This is a genomic window from Dyadobacter sp. SRI_021 (assembly GCF_057586235.1).
Genome location: NZ_JBYCZM010000007.1, coordinates 16,053 through 33,868, shown reverse-complemented (window position 1 = coordinate 33,868; position 17,816 = coordinate 16,053). Strand labels below are relative to the sequence as shown.

The 17,816-nt window shown below is 48.6% G+C and carries 20 protein-coding genes; 14 read left to right on the top strand and 6 right to left on the bottom strand.

What is annotated here, in order from left to right; translation table 11 throughout:
* Positions 1-36 precede the first annotated feature (36 nt).
* From AC2YIT_RS21485 to AC2YIT_RS21470, 4 genes are all read left to right on the top strand, one after another.
* On the top strand, positions 37-972 hold the full coding sequence (locus tag AC2YIT_RS21485) for a glycoside hydrolase family protein (RefSeq protein ID WP_487280555.1): 936 nt from the start codon (positions 37-39) through the stop codon (positions 970-972).
* Between the two features lie 96 nt (positions 973-1,068).
* Complete coding sequence (locus tag AC2YIT_RS21480; protein ID WP_430850618.1) at positions 1,069-1,887, top strand: phytanoyl-CoA dioxygenase family protein; 819 nt, start codon at positions 1,069-1,071, stop codon at positions 1,885-1,887.
* A 7-nt stretch (positions 1,888-1,894) separates the two neighbouring features.
* Positions 1,895-2,725: a glycosyltransferase family 2 protein gene (locus AC2YIT_RS21475; RefSeq protein WP_487280554.1), complete on the top strand. Its 831-nt coding sequence runs from the start codon at positions 1,895-1,897 to the stop codon at positions 2,723-2,725.
* A 38-nt stretch (positions 2,726-2,763) separates the two neighbouring features.
* A complete protein-coding gene (locus tag AC2YIT_RS21470; protein ID WP_430850610.1) occupies positions 2,764-3,528 on the top strand; it encodes a glycosyltransferase family 2 protein in 765 nt (254 codons plus the stop codon).
* 6 nt (positions 3,529-3,534) lie between these two features.
* Here the strand turns inward: AC2YIT_RS21470 and AC2YIT_RS21465 are convergent, their stop codons facing one another.
* From AC2YIT_RS21465 to AC2YIT_RS21455, 3 genes are read right to left on the bottom strand one after another with little or no spacing between them, the layout of a single operon-like run.
* Positions 3,535-3,984 (bottom strand): hypothetical protein, encoded by a 450-nt coding sequence (locus AC2YIT_RS21465; protein WP_309992505.1) that lies wholly within the window; start codon positions 3,982-3,984, stop codon positions 3,535-3,537.
* On the bottom strand, positions 3,985-5,145 hold the full coding sequence (locus AC2YIT_RS21460) for a 1-deoxy-D-xylulose-5-phosphate reductoisomerase (RefSeq protein ID WP_430850608.1): 1,161 nt from the start codon (positions 5,143-5,145) through the stop codon (positions 3,985-3,987).
* Between the two features lie 23 nt (positions 5,146-5,168).
* Positions 5,169-6,671, bottom strand: coding sequence for a GH3 auxin-responsive promoter family protein (locus tag AC2YIT_RS21455; protein ID WP_430850606.1), 1,503 nt, complete (start codon positions 6,669-6,671; stop codon positions 5,169-5,171).
* Between the two features lie 224 nt (positions 6,672-6,895).
* Between AC2YIT_RS21455 and AC2YIT_RS21450 the strand changes: the two genes are divergently transcribed.
* The 7 genes from AC2YIT_RS21450 (at position 6,896) to nadD (ending at position 11,701) form a co-directional block, all read left to right on the top strand.
* Positions 6,896-7,921 (top strand): rod shape-determining protein, encoded by a 1,026-nt coding sequence (locus AC2YIT_RS21450; protein WP_019946014.1) that lies wholly within the window; start codon positions 6,896-6,898, stop codon positions 7,919-7,921.
* An 81-nt stretch (positions 7,922-8,002) separates the two neighbouring features.
* Entirely contained in the window at positions 8,003-8,845 is an 843-nt protein-coding gene (gene mreC / locus AC2YIT_RS21445; protein ID WP_430850603.1) for a rod shape-determining protein MreC, read from the top strand.
* Entirely contained in the window at positions 8,842-9,345 is a 504-nt protein-coding gene (locus AC2YIT_RS21440; RefSeq protein WP_291204387.1) for a hypothetical protein, read from the top strand. The genes mreC and AC2YIT_RS21440 overlap by 4 nt, the downstream gene beginning before the upstream one ends.
* A 221-nt stretch (positions 9,346-9,566) precedes the next feature.
* Complete coding sequence (locus AC2YIT_RS21435) at positions 9,567-10,166, top strand: sigma-70 family RNA polymerase sigma factor (protein ID WP_015813277.1); 600 nt, start codon at positions 9,567-9,569, stop codon at positions 10,164-10,166.
* A gap of 80 nt (positions 10,167-10,246) precedes the next feature.
* Positions 10,247-10,534 carry a phosphohydrolase gene (locus tag AC2YIT_RS21430; RefSeq protein WP_106599622.1) on the top strand — a complete coding sequence of 96 codons (288 nt, stop codon included), beginning with the start codon at positions 10,247-10,249 and terminating at the stop codon, positions 10,532-10,534.
* A 9-nt stretch (positions 10,535-10,543) separates the two neighbouring features.
* Positions 10,544-11,113 (top strand): guanylate kinase, encoded by a 570-nt coding sequence (gene gmk / locus AC2YIT_RS21425; protein ID WP_430850600.1) that lies wholly within the window; start codon positions 10,544-10,546, stop codon positions 11,111-11,113.
* 15 nt (positions 11,114-11,128) lie between these two features.
* The gene (gene nadD, locus AC2YIT_RS21420; protein WP_430850598.1) at positions 11,129-11,701 is read left to right on the top strand and encodes a nicotinate (nicotinamide) nucleotide adenylyltransferase; all 573 of its coding nucleotides are present in this window, start codon (positions 11,129-11,131) and stop codon (positions 11,699-11,701) included.
* 21 nt (positions 11,702-11,722) lie between these two features.
* Here nadD and AC2YIT_RS21415 read toward each other — a convergent pair whose 3' ends face one another.
* The gene (locus AC2YIT_RS21415) at positions 11,723-12,112 is read right to left on the bottom strand and encodes a hypothetical protein (RefSeq protein WP_487280553.1); all 390 of its coding nucleotides are present in this window, start codon (positions 12,110-12,112) and stop codon (positions 11,723-11,725) included.
* Between the two features lie 159 nt (positions 12,113-12,271).
* On the opposite strand from AC2YIT_RS21415, the gene AC2YIT_RS21410 reads away from it, so the two are divergent.
* A complete protein-coding gene (locus tag AC2YIT_RS21410) occupies positions 12,272-12,709 on the top strand; it encodes a nuclear transport factor 2 family protein (RefSeq protein WP_430850594.1) in 438 nt (145 codons plus the stop codon).
* Positions 12,710-12,817: 108 nt separating this feature from the next.
* On the opposite strand, the gene AC2YIT_RS21405 is transcribed toward AC2YIT_RS21410, so the two are convergent.
* Together AC2YIT_RS21405 and AC2YIT_RS21400 are read right to left on the bottom strand one after the other, a co-directional pair.
* Positions 12,818-13,747: a helix-turn-helix domain-containing protein gene (locus tag AC2YIT_RS21405; RefSeq protein WP_090376150.1), complete on the bottom strand. Its 930-nt coding sequence runs from the start codon at positions 13,745-13,747 to the stop codon at positions 12,818-12,820.
* 172 nt (positions 13,748-13,919) lie between these two features.
* Positions 13,920-15,059, bottom strand: coding sequence for an acyl-CoA dehydrogenase (locus AC2YIT_RS21400; RefSeq protein ID WP_487280552.1), 1,140 nt, complete (start codon positions 15,057-15,059; stop codon positions 13,920-13,922).
* Between the two features lie 186 nt (positions 15,060-15,245).
* Between AC2YIT_RS21400 and AC2YIT_RS21395 the strand changes: the two genes are divergently transcribed.
* A complete protein-coding gene (locus tag AC2YIT_RS21395; protein ID WP_487280551.1) occupies positions 15,246-16,517 on the top strand; it encodes a hypothetical protein in 1,272 nt (423 codons plus the stop codon).
* Entirely contained in the window at positions 16,514-17,764 is a 1,251-nt protein-coding gene (locus AC2YIT_RS21390) for a hypothetical protein (protein ID WP_487280550.1), read from the top strand. The genes AC2YIT_RS21395 and AC2YIT_RS21390 overlap by 4 nt, the downstream gene beginning before the upstream one ends.
* Positions 17,765-17,816: the final 52 nt, after the last annotated feature.

The following is a 17,816-nucleotide window of genomic DNA, read 5'->3' as shown; positions in this document are numbered from 1 at the left end:
TACGCCATTACTCAATACCAAAAATTCAACGTTCCAATGTGGGTTAAAAAAGGAGTTATTTATAAACCTGACGGCAGTCTGGCGCACAGTCAGAGCCATGCGCAGGTGCCATTTGCTTATAAACACAAGGATTTTCTGAGGATCTATTTCTCGACGAGGGATTCGAGCACACAGTCGCGGCCGACGTTCATCGATGTAGATTACGACGACCCCAAAAAGATCCTCTACGTACACGACAAGCCTGTGCTCGAACTCGGCGGCCCGGGTGAATACGACGAAACCGGCGCTATGCCAGCCTGGTTTGTGGACCGGCCGAACGGTGACATCTGGCTTTACTACACCGGCTGGAACCGTACCTGGAACTCCTACCGGCTTTCCATGGGGCTCTCGGTAAGCCACGATGGAGGTCTGACTTTCAAAAAGATGTTCCGCGGGCCGATTATGGACCGCAGCATTCAAAACCCGCTCTGGGCCGCGCAGCCTTCGGTTCTCATCGACGATGACGGTACCTGGCGGATGTGGTACATTTCGGGCCACAAATGCGAGATGATCCACGATTATCCCGAGCCTTACTACCGCGCACAATCGGCTACTTCCAAAGACGGGATCCACTGGGAGATCAGCGACATTCCGACATTGGATTTCGACGATTTCCTGCATGCGGTAGGCCGGCCAAGCGTGTTTAAGGAAGACGGCATTTACAAAATGTACTACTCCTACCGCCACTCCCGCGACTATCGTACCGACCGCAACCAGAGCTACCGCCTGGGCTACGCCGAGTCTGCCGATGGTACGACCTGGGAGCGCAAAGACCATTTAGTAGGCATCGCAAAATCCGACAACCCGGAAGATTTCGACTACGAAATGATCGATTACGCCAATTTCTACCAGCACAATGGCAAGCGTTACCTGCTTTATAATGGTAATGGCTTCGGTGCGGCCGGCTTTGGCTATGCGGTTTGGGAAGATTAATATTCTGAATCAAACTGAGGCTAGTCATAACCTCAACAACAATGGCGAGATAATTTTGAAGAAATCACCATTAAATGTCACAAACGTGATCGCACAATGAGTACACTTCAGGAGCAGTTCAACCGCGATGGTTATGTCCTTTTGAGAAACTACCTCGATAAGGGCGTTATTAATGAAATATACACCGAAGCCCGCAAAATATTTGCGACGCAGATCAAACGCGTAACCGGCAAAACCGTCGATATCGACGACCGCGATACTTTCGAGAATGCGATGTTCGAGTTTTTCGAAAAGGATTTCGACGGATTTGTGAGCACTGGTAAAACCGTACAGCATTCCTTCTCGCTGCACCGGCTCGGCGTGGACCCGGTTATTGAAAATTTGTTGAAAGAAGTCGGCCTATCCTCCCCAATTATCGGTGCAAGGGCTGCCATGCAGTTCAACAGCCGCTTTTTGTCGAAAGACGGCAGCAAACACTGGAAACTCGACGCGCACCAGGACTGGCGCACGGGCCAGGGCTCGCTCGACAGCGCGGTGATCTGGTTCCCGATGGTCGATGCCGGCGCGGATATCGGCGCATTGCAGGTAATTCCGGGCAGTCATAAGATCGGCTTGCAGGCGTCTTCCACTTCCGGTTATCAGGGAGGTATTACCGTTGAATTAAAGGATGAAGATTTTATCCAAACAGAATTCAAAGTCGGCGATATCCTGATTTTCTCCGCATTCCTGATCCACCAATCGGGCAATAACATTACGAACAACATCCGCTGGTCGGTGCAGCTGCGTTACAACAACCTCGACGAACCGACCTTCATCGAGCGCGGCTACCCGATGGCGTACATTTACAAACCTGAAACAGAGCTCGTAACCCCGAACTTCCCGACGGTGGAGCAGCTGAAAGAGGTTTTTAGCTAAAATCCGAATGAAACTTTCCGTTTGCGTACCGACGTACAACCACGAGCAATACATTGGTCAAATGCTGGCAGGTGCATTCATGCAGCAAACCAGCTTCAACTTTGAAATTGTGATCGGGGATGATGCTTCGACCGACGCGACGCCGGAGATTATCCGTAAATATGACGCAGAAAGGCCCGGCATTATCCGGGCTTTTCTGCATTCCGAAAACCAGGGGCCCAAAGAACCTCGTGAGTTTGCCGGAAGAAATAATGTGCTGCAATTGCTGAAAGCCTGCCGGGGCGAATACGTAGCGATGTGCGAAGGCGATGATTACTGGACTGACCCGTTAAAACTGCAAAAACAGGTCGATTTCCTTGATCAGAACCCTGATTTCGCCGTATGTCATCACAATATGGAAGTCATTTACGAAGACGGTTCTCCCTCGCATTTTTTCAATGCGCCCGATCAGAAAGCCGTTTCTACCATCGAAGATCTGCTGGAAGACAAATGGTTTATGGCTACGGCCAGCTGGGTTTACCGTAACCATTTCCTCACCGAAGATTTTGCCGAATGGCACGCCAGGGCCGCAGCAGGCGACTGGGCGATTATGTTCCAGTTGGCTGCAAAAGGTAAAATCGGTTATCTAAATGAGGTCATGGGCGTGTATCGCAAGCACAGCGCAGGCCTGAGCAATGTACATGCACACACCAATTTTAAGTTTTTACAAAACAGAAAGGAGATGTTTGAAAACGTGGGTAAATGGCTTGACGGGCGCTATAATTCGACAGTCAACAAGACCCTGCAGCGCTATGATGAGCTCCTTGCCAGCCTTGAAAAAATTGGCAGTTCGAATTAATAATCTTTAATTTGTACTGTTTAACACATAACACATTTATGAAGCTAAGCGTCGTAATACCAGCATATAACGAAGAAGAATCGATCACTCACACGCTTGTATCTTTACACAATACATTAAATAAGTACAATATACCCCACGAAATCTGCGTCACCAACGACAATTCGAAGGACGGGACATTGCGTGTACTGGACGAGCTTTCCCTTCAAATTCCCACACTGGTTTATTACACCAATCCAGGCCCCAATGGCTTTGGTTATGCGGTACGTTACGGGCTTGAACGCTTCAAAGGCGATTGCGTAGCGGTTTTCATGGCCGATATGTCCGACGATCCCGAAGATCTCGTGAAGTTCTATTACAAAATGCTGGAAGGCGATTACGATTGTGTTTTCGGCTCTCGTTGGGAAAAAGGCGGCAAGGTGATCGACTATCCCGTATTGAAAAAGGTGATCAACCGGGTAGCGAATGCCATTGTACGCATGGTAATGGGTATTAAATACAACGATACGACCAATGCATTCAAGCTCTACAAGCGCGAAACCATCGAAGGTATCAAGCCTTTTCTGGCCCCTCACTTCAATTTGACCATTGAACTACCTCTCAAAGCCATTGTCCGTGGCTATAACTACGCCGTGGTCCCTAATAGCTGGACAAACCGGAAATACGGCGAATCGAAGCTGAAAATCAAGGAAATGGGTAGCCGGTACTTCTTTATATTGATGTACTGCCTCATCGAAAAATACTTCTCGCAAGGCGACTTTATGAAGAAAACCGCTGCTCCTAAAAAGGAAGTCAGCAGGTAATACAACTTATTTAATCCACTCCTGGATAAACGTCATTTTGTGCGCGATGTAAGAAATTGCGAGGCCCCACACGAGCGCGCTGGCCGACATCCACAGGAATATCGAACCCTTGGGCACGCGGAATGCGACGGCCAGAATAGGCCCGAAAAGCGGCGTGAATAGTGGCGGCGTAAGGAACGCAATGCCTACAATCCCGAACTTGCGCCAGATGTTGACGGCAATGCGGTTGGTTTTGGTGAATTTTTTGGGCGGCGTTTTACGGTACTTCTGAATGAGGTTACGGATCGCGCCCCCTACGTACGTGAGCACGAACACCGTGAACATCATGCCCACAGCCGAGCACAGGGCGGTTTCTATCCAGGTTAGTTTAAGCACAACCCCCGCAATCGGCCCTCCGAAGAATTTCAATGTACTGGCAAGCGCAACAGACAGGTATTTCAAAAAGGTGGTTTTCATTTAGACTTTAACCTGTATCATTTCAGAAGCAAAACGCCTTGTCGCCTCGTTCGTCTGAACATAATCCTCAATCGAAGGATTCCCGACAAACGCGATTTTGGCAAGGCTCTCGACAATAACGTCCGAAATATCCAGAAAACCTATCTTATCGTGCAGGAATGCGTCAACGGCAATTTCATTAGCCGCATTGACGATGCAAGCCGCATTTCCGCCTTTTTCCAAGGCTTCATATGCGATCGCCAGGTTACGGAAGGTCTGCAGATCAGGCTTCTCGAAAGTCAGCGTCGGGTAATCCATAAAATTGAACCGAGGGAAATCCGATTTAAGCCTTTGCGGATAATTAAGGGCATATTGAATGGGCAATTTCATATCAGGTAGCCCCATTTGTGCTTTGATACTGCCGTCCTCAAACTGCACGAGCGAATGCACGATGCTCTGCGGATGCACAATCACCTCTATTTGTGAAGCCTTCAAATCGAAAAGCCATTTCGCCTCGATCACTTCCAGGCCCTTGTTCATCAGCGTCGCGGAGTCGATCGTGATCTTCGCGCCCATGCTCCAGTTCGGGTGTTTGAGCGCCTGCGCCTTCGTTACGTGCGCGAGGAATGCACGGTCTTTGCCGCGGAACGGTCCGCCCGATGCGGTCAGTATGATTTTTTCAATCGCATTGTCCTGTTCTCCCGTGAGGCATTGGAAAATGGCCGAATGCTCCGAATCGACGGGGTAAATACTGACATTATGTTGTTTTGCCAGGGCCGTAATTACTTCACCGGCCACTACCAGCGTTTCTTTGTTGGCTAATGCAATGTCTTTCCCCGCTTTGATGGCGTGAATGGTCGGCAGAAGGCCGGCATAACCCACCATAGCGGTCAGTACCACATCCACATGGTCCGATTCCACGACTGAAACCAACGCGGATGCGCTGCTGTAAACTTTGATATTGAAAGGAAAAAGGGCGGCTTTGACCCTTTCATAATGCGCTTCATTGCAAATAACAACCTCCTCCGGCTTGAATTTCACCGCTTGCTCGATGAGCAGATCCGCATTGCCGCCGGCGGTTAGCACGGTAACCGAGAAAATTCCCGGATGCGCCGCGATCACTTCGAGGGCCTGGGTACCGATGGAACCGGTCGAACCTAAAATGGCTACTCTTTTTTTCATTGCATTCTCACTGTTAGGTTCGGTCAATTTTGGTTCAGCCGGGTCAGTTCGTCGGCGATTTTGCGGTCGTTGGAAAGGCGCGGCACCTTATTCTGGCCACCGAGCTTTCCATTGGCGCGCATGTAGTCGATGAAAGAGTTCTTGCGCAGCGGCGTGAGTTCAAGCCGGCGCAGGATACTTCCGGTGATCAGGTCTTTGTAATAAATGTTGAGCTCCGTTAGTCTGCGGTCGAGATCGTTCGCGAATTGCTCCATGTCATTCGGCCTCCTAGCAAATTCCACGAGCCATTCGTGATAGGGAAGGCCGCCATCCGTCGAATTTACCATCGGCGCGACGGTCAATTCGATCACTTCTGTTTCAGGATGCCTTTCCAATGCGTATTTCAATGCTTTTTCAATCTCCTCGCCGATCACGTGCTCGCCGAATGCGGAAATGAAATGCTTGATCCGGCCCGTTACCAGTACTTTGTAGGGGTCAATCGAGACAAACTTGACGGTATCGCCGAGCGAGTAACCCCACAGTCCCGCATTATTATTGACTATTACCGCATAATTTTTGCCTACTTCCACTTCACCGATGGATAATCGGCGCGGATTCTCATCGAAATAGTTTTCTACGGGAATAAATTCGAAGAAAATGCCGGTATCGAGCAAAAGCAGGAGGCCTTCGTCATTCTGCTTGTCCTGGTAAGCGAGGAATCCTTCGGAAGCCGGGTACAGCTCAATTGAATCGATGCGCTTGCCGATGGACTCGAACAATTTGGCTCGGTAAGGCTCGAAGTTTACCCCGCCATAAATGAACAGTGAGAAGTCAGGGAACACATCTTTGATTTTCTTGCCTGTCCGCTCGATAATGCGGTCGAAATACATTTGAACCCACGGCGGAATGCCCGAGATGAGCGACATCCGCTGGTCGAGCGTTTCGTCGATGATCTTGTCGAGCTTGGTTTCCCAGTCTTCGATGCAATTCGTTTCGTAACTCGGCAGCTGGTTCGAGCGCAGGTAGCCCGGCACATGGTGGTTGGAAATGCCTGACAGGCGGCCTGTCAGTACCCCGCCAGTATCTGTCAGTATCGGGCTACCAGAGAGGAAAATCAGCTTATTATCCAGAAAATCAGCTTTTTGAGTCTCTTCAATATACGTCAAAATGGCATTACGCGCCGAGTCGATGTGATTGGAGATGGAATCTTTGGAAATCGGGATGTATTTGGTACCCGAAGTAGTTCCCGATGTTTTGGCAAAATAAAGTGGCTTACCCGGCCACAAAATATCACTTTCCCCGGATTTTATTTTCTCCACGTAAGGTTTCAGATCTTCATAATCATACACTGGAACGGCTTCCCTGAAATCGGAATAGCTATGAATGTCTCTGAAAAAATGGTCTTTTCCAAACTGCGTGTCAGCGGCCTTCTTTACCAGCTCCGACCTCCATTTTTCCTGGACCTCAACACTTCTCGCGATCCATTCCTGTTGCTGCTTGACAATGTAACGGGCCAGCGGCCTGCTTAAAACTGATCTGATTCCCATAGTGAAAACAAATGTACGCAGGAATTACAAATTCCATGATTTTAAAACCGCTTGGAAAGCCGCTCGGAACCCGCCTGGAAGGCCTATCGGAAAGCCCTTTGCAACTAGTTTTACGCCCTTCGGATACCGCATACCGAAATTTTTTAAATGCCTTTGTTTGTGGTTAATAATCTGTAATTTTGCCATCCTGAAATCAAAGGGAGCAAAAGTTTTTAAAAATATATATGGGATTGTTTGATTTTTTGACGAGCGATATAGCGATCGATTTAGGTACTGCCAATACTTTAATCATCCATAAAGATACTGTTGTTGTTGATGAGCCGTCGATCATTGCCATGGACAAAACCACCGGCAAAGTGCTGGCGATTGGCCATACGGCAATGCAAATGCATGAAAAGACGAACGAGAATATAAAAACAATCCGTCCGCTCAAAGACGGGGTGATCGCCGACTTTACCGCGGCCGAAATGATGATCCGCGGGATGATCAAAATGATCGACACCGGCAGCCGTTTCTTCACTCCTTCTCACCGCATGGTGGTTTGTATTCCTTCGGGAATTACCGAGGTTGAAAAACGTGCGGTAAAAGACTCCTGCGAGCACGCCGGTGCGAAGGAAGTCTACATGGTACACGAGCCTATCGCAGCGGCGATCGGTATCGGTATCGATATTACGCAGCCAAACGGGGTAATGATCGTCGATATTGGCGGCGGTACTACCGAAATCGCGGTAATCGCATTGTCGGGTATCGTCTGCGAGCAGTCGGTACGTATTGCAGGCGACGTTTTCACGCGCGATATCGTCGACTATATGCGCCGCGAACACAACCTGCTGATCGGTGAGCGTTCTGCGGAATTGATCAAAATGGCGATCGGTTCGGCTTCTCCGGAGCTGGAAATCCCATTGGACGACTACCAGATCCGCGGCCGCGACCTTATGACCGGTATTCCAAAGGAAATCCGCGTCACTTACAGCGAAATCGCTTATTCTCTCGATAAATCGATCTCCAAAATTGAGGAGGGTGTGATGAAAGCCCTCGAAATTTCTCCACCCGAGCTTTCTGCCGACATTTTCAAGAACGGTATTTACCTTACAGGTGGCGGCGCATTGATCCACGGCCTCGACAGACGTATCGCCCAGAAAACCAAGCTGCCCGTACACATCGCCGACGATCCGTTGAAGGCCGTAGTAAAAGGTACCGGGGAAGTCCTCAAAAACCTCGAACTATACAAGCCTGTACTGATTTCGTAGGATCGGAGCGCGCAGTTCATCAATTGGAAAAAAAGATTTCTATTTTTGGGGTTGATAAACTGCGCGTGAACATTTAGCCCCATGCTCCAACTCGTTGATTTCGTTGTCCGGAATCGTTTCTTTTTGGTATTTGTGCTGCTGGAAGTGCTCAGTGTCTGGATGATCGTGCGCAACAATACCTACTGGGGAGCAACCTACTTTAATACTTCCAATTACTACGTCGCTAAAACCCTCGCGTTTTCGAACTCAGTGCGCGATTATACCAAGCTGGACGAGATCAATGCCGACCTCGCGAGCGAGAATGCACATTTGCACGCGCTCGTGGCAAAGTTGAGCCAGACCAATCCAAGCCAGTTGCCTGCCGGTTATGTGCCGGACTCGGCGTTTGCGGCTCGGTTTACGTATACCGTTGCGAAAGTAGTGGATAACGAAACCAACAAGGCAAACAACGTCATTACGATCGACAAAGGCACCGCACATGGCATTAAACCCGGCATGGGCGTCATTTCCGCCACAGGAGTAGTGGGCAAGGTGCGGTTCTGTTCCGAACATTACTCGGTCATTACATCCATTCTGCATTCGAATTTCATGGTGTCATCCAAACTCGTGCGCAGCAAGGAAATCGGTTATGCGAAATGGGACGGGAAGGACCCTAATTTCATCGACATGATCGATGTTTCGAAGTATACCAAAGTCTATAAGGGTGACTCTGCCGTAACGTCCGACCAGAACTCGGTTTTCCCGCCGAATATCATGGTCGGAAAAGTGCAGAGCGTAGCCGTGAACCCGAACCAGACATTTTACAATATCGTGCTGAAACTGGCGACCGATTTCCGGAACCTGTCATACGTGTATGTGGTACAAAATCACCAACTTGTAGAACAAGAAAATCTTAAAGCCAAAACCATAGACCTGAAAAAATGAGCTTACGCGAGGCGATACAATATTCCCTGATGATCCTGCTTTATCTATTTTTGCAGATCTTCTTCATGCGGAATATCGTGCTCTTCAACTACGCGTTCTGCTTCATTTACATCGCGGCCATTTTGCTGCTGCCCGCGGACATGGACCGGATGTATACGTTGCTCATCGCGTTCGCCGTGGGCTTTGTAGTGGATGTTTTCTCAAATACTTTCGGTATGCATGCATCGGCGACGGTGCTGATTGCCTACCTGAGGCCATTCCTGATCCACTACCAGATGAAATCGCGCGGGGCCGAGCGCGCGGAGGTAGGCATACGTGCGCAAGGGCTGGGGGCATTCGTCTCGTACATTTTCCCGCTGATCCTGATCCACCATTCGATGTTGTTCCTAATGGAAATGAACAATTTTGGAATGATCCTTTACACACTGATCCGCATCGGCGCCAGCACCCTCTTCACAACCATCCTCATTATCCTGCTGGAACTCTTCTCCAAACGCTAGCATGACATTTTGGCGGAGCCTCGTTTTTGGCTCGGAATTTGATGTAGTAACATTAAATTAACGATACGAGGCGACACCGTTTGGGAGGCAGGTTATTCATCCCAGCTCTTTTTAATTTTATCGTGAAATAAGGGCAGTTAGGACGCTCCATTCAGCCATTTATCAAATTTTAATTTGTACGAATTGGAGCTGTTATTAATCTTTGTAAATTCAGCATTCCTATGTTAGTTGCCATGTCAGAAACGCTCACGACTAATGAATACACGGACGATCTTCGTTATGAAGTATTTAACCGCGAGTTCATGCCACACATTGACTCCATGTATAACTTCGCCTTCCGCCTCACCATGGATGAAGACGATGCTAACGACCTGGTTCAAGACACATATCTGAAGGCGTTCCGTTTTATATCTTCATTTGAACAGGGTACCAACGCAAAAGCATGGCTTTTCAGGATCCTCAAAAACAGCTTCATCAACGACTACCGTAAAAAAAGTAAAGAACCTTCCAAAGTAGATTATCAGGAAGTTGAAACGACCTATAATTCCGAGGAAGCATCTGATACCACTTATACCGTAGACCTCCGTGCTGATGCTGTACAGGAACTGATCGGCGATGAAGTTGCGAACGCACTCAACGCCCTGCCTGTCGACTTCAGAACGGTCATCATTCTCTGCGACATCGAGGGTTTCACCTACGAAGAGATGGCCAAAATCCTGGACATTCCTATCGGAACAGTGAGGTCCAGACTGCACCGCGCACGTAACCTCCTGAAAGAAAAACTCAGAAGCTACGCGAGCTCAATGGGATATGATTCATAGGTTGTGAAACTTTTTTTGCAACCTCTTCGGTTATAGGGTACAACTGTACAATATTCCATTATTCTTTTTCATTTTAACTAATGAATGCATCTTCCACGACGCCTTCTGTAACAGAAGTTGCGCAAAAACAAATGAAGCATACCTGCGAGCACCATGCTGAGTGTATGAAAATCATTCAGGCAATCCTGGATGACGAGGCGAGCGAAGCAGAGAAGGACCACTTCCGCGAAAATATGGATAAATGCATCCCTTGTATCGAGGCCTATCGCCTGGAAAAGTGCATCAAGGATTCCCTCAACATGAAAATTGTCAAGAAACCTTGCCCGGACAGTATTCTCAATACGATTATTTCAAAAATTAACAGTTAATCTGTTCGAGTGAAAGGTAAGCTTATCATATTTTCTGCCCCTTCCGGATCCGGAAAGACCACCATCGTAAGGCATCTTTTAAATAAATACACACAGCAACTGGCATTTTCTGTCTCTGCATGTACGCGCCCGCGCCGCGATTACGAGATAGACGGCAAAGATTACTACTTCCTGACCTTGCAGGATTTTCGTCAGAAAATAGCGGATCAGCAGTTTGCGGAATGGGAGGAAGTTTACGCCGGTAATTACTACGGCACACTCAAATCAGAAATACAGCGCCTTTGGGATGAAGGCAAACACGTCCTCTTCGATGTGGATGTGAAAGGAGGATTGAAACTGAAAGAAGCATATGGCGACGCCGCACTCGCCGTATTCGTAAAGGTTACCTCCGATGAAGAAATCAAACGCCGCCTGTCGGGCCGCGGTACCGAAACGGCCGAAACATTGGCTACACGCCTGGCCAAAGTGCGTTACGAGCAAAGCTTCGAGCACGAGTTCGACGTAGTTCTTGTCAATGATGAACTGGACGAAACGCTGGCCAAAGCGGAAGATCTCGTTCAGGCATTCATCCAATCCTAAAATTTAGTCTGCGCAATGAAGATCGGCCTGTTTTTCGGATCGTTCAATCCTATTCATGTCGGTCATTTGATCATTGCCAATACGATGGCTACTACCACCGACCTCGAGCAGGTCTGGTTTATCGTGAGCCCGCAAAACCCGTTCAAAAAAAACAGCAGCCTCCTGCACGAATTCGATCGTTTCGACCTTGTGCAACGCGCTATTTCAGATAATACATTGTTTCGGGCTAACGACATTGAATTCCACATGCCCAAGCCAAGTTATACCATCGATACATTGGTGAGGTTACAGGAGAAATTCCCTCAGCATCAATTCAAGCTGATCATGGGGGAAGATAACCTTGCGCAATTCCCGAACTGGAAGAATTACGACAAGATCTTGGAATACACGGGCCTGTATGTCTACCCACGGCCCAATTCAAAGCCGCACGCATTCGGGAACCATCCGGACGTGAAGTTCGTGGAAGCGCCCTTGCTGGACATTTCAGCCACATTCCTTCGCGCCTGCGTTAAGAAAGGCCAGTCGATCCGCTACATGGTGCCTGAGCCCGTAGAGCAGCTGATTAAGATCAAGAAGTTCTATCAATAGCCGGAATGGCCGGTTCTGACATCAGAGCGGCCTGTCCTGGTAAGTAATCTCCGATAGCAATCCTACCGCATTGAATTTCAATAGTACCTTACGCGCGTCCGATTTGGCTTGCATATTCTCGCATTGCGGCCCCTTTTCGAGGAAATAAACGTAGAATTTGGTATTCCGCTCGCCGAGCTGATGAATATCCGGCCTGCCCAATATCTCGCCGATCGTGTCGGCGAACTTCCCTTTCAATTCATTTTCAGCATTCTTAAAATCGCTTTCCAGGCCTTTGCGGATGCCGTTGCAGCCGCCACGGTCGCCACGCCACTTTTTAAGATCCAGGTTGCCCAATTTATCAGGTGCGCTCGAACAGCCGGCAACAATACCGATCAATGCGGTCAAGAGGATTTTTATAGATAATTTCATTGTCATAATTCGTTCATTCAAAACCGAGGCGAATCTAGCCATACAATGCGAGAAAATTGCTAAAAATCGCACGCTCTCAAACCAACAACACCCAACCACACTTGACTATACCTGACAATACCTGACCATATCTGACAACACCTGACCATACCAGACTACATGATGAAACAACTCCTGACCATCTTTCTCGTGACATTCGCGACACTGGCCGCATCAGCCCAAGACAACGTCACGCAGCCCGTCGACGGTACCGATTGTTCCAACCTGTTTTTCCAGGCAATGCTGGATGAAAATGGGGCGGCTGTCGGTAACCTTATTTCCAATGACTTTACTGTGACCAATTACAATGGACAGACCATCGACGGCCGTGCACTACAGCAGGCAATCGGACAAGGCTACATTATTGTCGATTCGGGTATGCTCACAGGCACCCGCACGCGTACGTATGGCGATGTCGCGGTAGTGCAGGGCTTCTGGAATGTAAGCGCGAGGATTCAGAACAACGGCTTCAGCGGTAACGTCGCCTACACGAGCGTGTGCGTGCGCTCGGGCGGGAAATGGAAGGTTACCACCGTGCAACTGACGCCCGCGCAATGAAGCAAGGCATTCCGTACGTCGTAAAGCGCCGAAAATGCAGCTTACGGGGCATAAAAAAAAGAGAACCGGAACCAGTTCTCTTTTTCAATTATAGTCTAACATTACATTCTAAACATTCATCAGCGATTCGCGACGACGCATTTTTCCGGCCGGGATACCGAACATCATCTTGAAGCGGCGGCAGAAATAAGCCGTGTCTTTGTAACCCACATCGGAACCGATCGCGCGGATGCTTTTCTTCGACGTGCGGAGCAGGTCCACCGCCTTTTCCATGCGTTGGTATTCGATGTAATCTTGTGGATTAATACCCGTCAGCATTTTGAAATACTGCCCTACATAATCTTCCGAAACGTTCGCTACGTTGGCGAGTACCTTGTTCGACAGGTCGCCGCCCAGATTGTCTTTGATGTAAGCGAAAATATCGATCAGACGAGGGTCTTTGAAATACGTACTGTTGGTTACGAGTTGCTCAACAAACAGCTTGTTTTTCAAAATATAACGGATGATCTCGATCACCACCTCTTCGGTTTTGATCTTAATGATACGGCCCTTTCCAGGGGTATCGAGCATATCTTCCGTCAGGATCTGGTTGATCGTCGCGGCGATCTGGTCGTCGCGTTTGATCAGGAACGGAGGCACGTCCAGGGACGTGAAAAAGTTTACAGTATCAAATACTTTCGCTTCGAAAGATATCAAACCGAAAGAGTTTGGCAACTTTCCGATCAATGCCGGATCGTGGCCTGCTTCGATATAATTGTCACGGTTAGTCATGAACTCCTCGTTCGACACGGTTTTGGCTGATGCGCCGTTTCCGTATGTTACGGTAGCATGCTTACCTCCCGGAATGAAGAGCATATCCCCTTCCTCAACCCTCTGAGGCTCATCGGATCCGAAGGAAACTTCACCGTCGTACAGAATGGTCAGGGAGTTCTGTACGTCATAAAAGTTTTTGATTGTGATGGGCTGTAAAATCCTGATATGACGGGCCTTCACAAATTTCACCCCCAACGACTCAATAATCTTATTATAGTCTTCCATACTTGATATATTTAAGGGCCGTTTTGACCGATTTTTCAAATTTTGTACAAATCTAATAAATTGTACAAAACTAATACAAGTATAGTTTCACAAAAATTTGAAAAAAAGTGATATTTTGATATTATTTTAATCCAACATTCAGAATAAAATCGACTTTTGGGAGAATTACTAATTATTTAAGAAGCTCCCGGGCGATTACGAGTTTTTGGATTTCGGAGGTACCTTCATAAATCTGTGTGATTTTCGCATCCCGCATGAGGCGCTCGACGTGGTATTCTTTCACATAACCGTAGCCCCCGTGTACCTGGACCGCTTCTGTTGTCACCCACATCGCCACTTCGGATGCATACAATTTTGCCATAGCAGCCGCCTGGATGTACTCCTTCCCTTCATCTTTCAACCGGGCGGCCTTGTAAACAAGTAACCGCGCCGCTTCAATTTTAGTCGCCATTTCCGACAATTTGAACTGGATCGCCTGGTGGTCGGCAATCGGTTTGCCGAATGTCTTCCGCTCCTTGGAATATTTTAAGGAAAGCTCAAAAGCCCCCGCAGCGATTCCTAGCGCCTGCGCCGCAATACCGATGCGCCCCCCATTCAGCACATTCATCGCGAACTTGAATCCAAAGCCATCGTCCCCGATCCGGTTTGAGACCGGCACCTTCACATCGGAAAACATCAAGGTATGTGTGTCTGAGGCTCTTATGCCCATTTTATCTTCTTTACGGCCCACTGCGAAGCCATTCCAACCCTTCTCAACAATGAAGGCGTTAATACCCTTATGTCTTGCCTCCGGGTGCGTCTGCGCAATCACCAGGCAAACCGATGAAGTATTCCCGCTGGTAATCCAGTTTTTCGTACCGTTCAATAAATAATGGTCGCCGTTCAGAAAGGCGGTCGTGTGTTGCGAAGTGGCATCCGAACCGGCTTCCGGCTCCGACAGGCAGAACGCACCGATGAGCTCACCGGAGGCAAGCCGCGTCAGATATTGCTGTTTCTGCTCCTCCGTACCATATTTTTCGAGGCCCCAGCACACCAGCGAATTGTTCACCGACATGATTACCCCGGCCGATGCATCCACCTTCGATATTTCTTCCATCGCAAGCACATAAGCAAGCGTATCCATACCTCCGCCGCCGTATTCGGGCGCCACCATCATGCCGAGAAAGCCCATTTCGGCCATTTTACCTAACAATGCAGGGTCGAAATGCTGGGCGGTATCTCTTTCGATCACACCGGGTAATAACTCGGATTGTGCAAAGTCGCGTGCAGCGGCTTGCACCGCCAGGTGCTCTTCGCTGAAGTTGAAATCCATTCCGGTTAGTGGTTGGGAAGCTGACATAGAAGACGTTGATTTTTGAGGATGAAGATTTTCAAAAATAGGATTTACGAAAACAGTATGCAAGCATACAATTTTCTAACCGATTAAAACTTTGGGTTTTGCTGGACGTTTTCAACAAAAGTTGTCTTAAGTTTGCGCCCTGATCACGACAGATTACACATGCCCGTTCTTACCGTTTTTTATATTAAGCTGCTCATCAACCTTGCATTGACTATCGGAATCATCTGGACCATCAGCCGTTCGGATCTGTTTTCAAAATGGCAGCGGGAAAACGATAAACTGATTCTCACATTAGGCTTTGTGCTGTTCCGGCTCATTCCCTGGATCGGCATTTTCCTCATCATCAACGAAGAACCGCGAGGTGATATACCTTTCTTTTTTTACAAAGCTGAGGGCGCCAAAGCCGGCGGTTTCGTGTACCGCGACTTCTGGTCCTATCACGCACCGCTTTACGCCTACATTATCAGCCTACCCGTCTGGATCTGGCACAATGCACGGGCAATCGTGCTATTCATGGTTTTGATGGAAACCGCCATTCTCTGGCTTACCTACAATACTTATAAAAGCAAAAACCCGAAAGCGCTGCAACTGGCTTCCATTTACTATATGCTTCCGGCTGCATTCATGTACATTCTCGTGGATGGTCAGGAAGAAGTGTGGTTCTGGGGCGCCGCGCTGCTGATCTGGCGCTATACCATTAAAAATAGGAGCAATTACGAGGTAGGCATCGGCCTTTTGTATGCGATGACCTTGCTGACGATCAAAGTCACATTCATATTCCTGCTGCCCGCATTGTTGGTAATGGTGAAAAAACCCGTTAAAATGCTGCTCGTGATGGCGGCGATCGGGCTACCGGCCGTTGGATTCCTTTATTGGCAAATCGGCGATCTGTTCCTGATGCCAATCCGGCACACAGAGCAGTTGATGACTCCGAATTTGTTCTCGGTATTAAGGCCATTTGTAGAGATCGTTTTCCATGTGGATGAGAAGAAATCAACCTTAGTCAACTGGTTCGGTTTGCTGTTTACGGTTTTCATCCCGGTTTATATGGCATTCAAAGCGCGTCACAGGCACATTAGCGAAGTATTGCCCGGCCTTTTCATCGCCTGCTTCGTATGCATGATGCTCTTCCAGGCGAGCGCGATGGGCGCGTACGTTATCGCGTACCTGATGGCTGTTTTGTTTGAAATCATCGATATCCGCAAAACCGCTCACGTAGCGGTACTGCTCGCATTGAACTGGCTTACGGTCGTGCAGCCGTTTGTGTGGGTGTATATCAAACAGCCCGCGTACACGTCGCTGAGCCTGTTTGCCAATGCTTCTTACTTGTTCGAGTACGTGCTGCAAATCCTGAATGTGCTCTGCTTCTTGTGGATTCTCCGCGAAACGTATCGTAAGGTAGTTCGCACCCAAACCCTGGCAACGGCATGAATATAGTCCTTGCTAAAACCGCCATCAGCGTGGCGGCATTACTGGTTACCACTGCATTTCTATTCAAAAAGGACGCACTGACCGACTGGCTGGAAAAAAAATCCGCGAATGCGGTACTGGCCGTCGCCTGGATATTTCTGAGGCTGCTACCATTCATCGCCGTGTACCTGGTCGCCAATATGGAACCGACTTCGGATGTGAACGGCTTCTGGGACGAGGGGAGCAAGGCTTCATTGGGACAAGTCGTGTACCGTGACTTTTGGTCGCCCTATTCGCCGCTGTACGCGTATTTCCTCGGCATTTGGCTGAAAATCTGGTACAGTCCGAAAATGATTGTGCTCACGATGGCAGTTATGGACGGCATTGCATTACTGGCTTCCTACCATTTTTTCAGGCCATTCCAATCACGGGGGACCTTTCTGTTCCGGGCGCTCATTTACCTGCTATTGCCCGGCTCTCTCGTGCTATGTGTGATAGGTGCGCAGGAGGACGTTTGGATGTGGCTTTTCGTAATCCTCGCGTACCTACTGCGGGAGCGCACATTGCGCGTAGAGTGGTATGCTGCCGTTCTGGCCATTGGTTTGTTGATGACCAAAGCCATTTTCGTGCTTATTATGGTGCCTTTATTTTTATTGGAAAAACAAAAGATCCGCTTCGTCATTCCTATTGCCATTATCGGCATTATCTCCCTGGCTGTTCTGTACCCGCTCGTCGGGCTGGAATTCATGCAGCCGCTCGATGAAGCTAAAACATTGCGTGCCCCGAATATCCCGTCGATATTGAACCCTTGGTTCTACAATTCTATAGGCGTTGGTGAGAAAATCTGGAATTGGATCGGCCTCGTAGCCTCGGTAGGGTTGGCCTGCATTTCAGCCTGGCGCCTCCGCTATGCCGATTTCCGGGTAATGCTTTCCAAAGTATGGGTGGTTTTGTACGCTACGATGATGATCGTACAACAGAGCGCTTACAGCAATTATATCTTTCTCTTCCTGCTCCCGCTGGTATTCTATGTGGTTGACTGGAAGAACAAAACACAGATTACGATCCTTTTCGTATTCAACTTGCTTTGTGTCGTGCATCCCTCTTACTGGTGGCGGCTCGGAATGCCGTGCTACATGACGCCCTCGGACACCGCTGCGTCGACGGAACTGCTCATCGATTACAGCATGCAAACCGCTATTGTGCTCCTGACAGGCTATTTCATCTGGCTTGCATTTCCGAAACAGGAAGAAGCAGCTTCCAGCTAACATTAACAAGAAAGGATCCTGTTTTCTTCCCACTCCGCGTCTCCCGTACTTG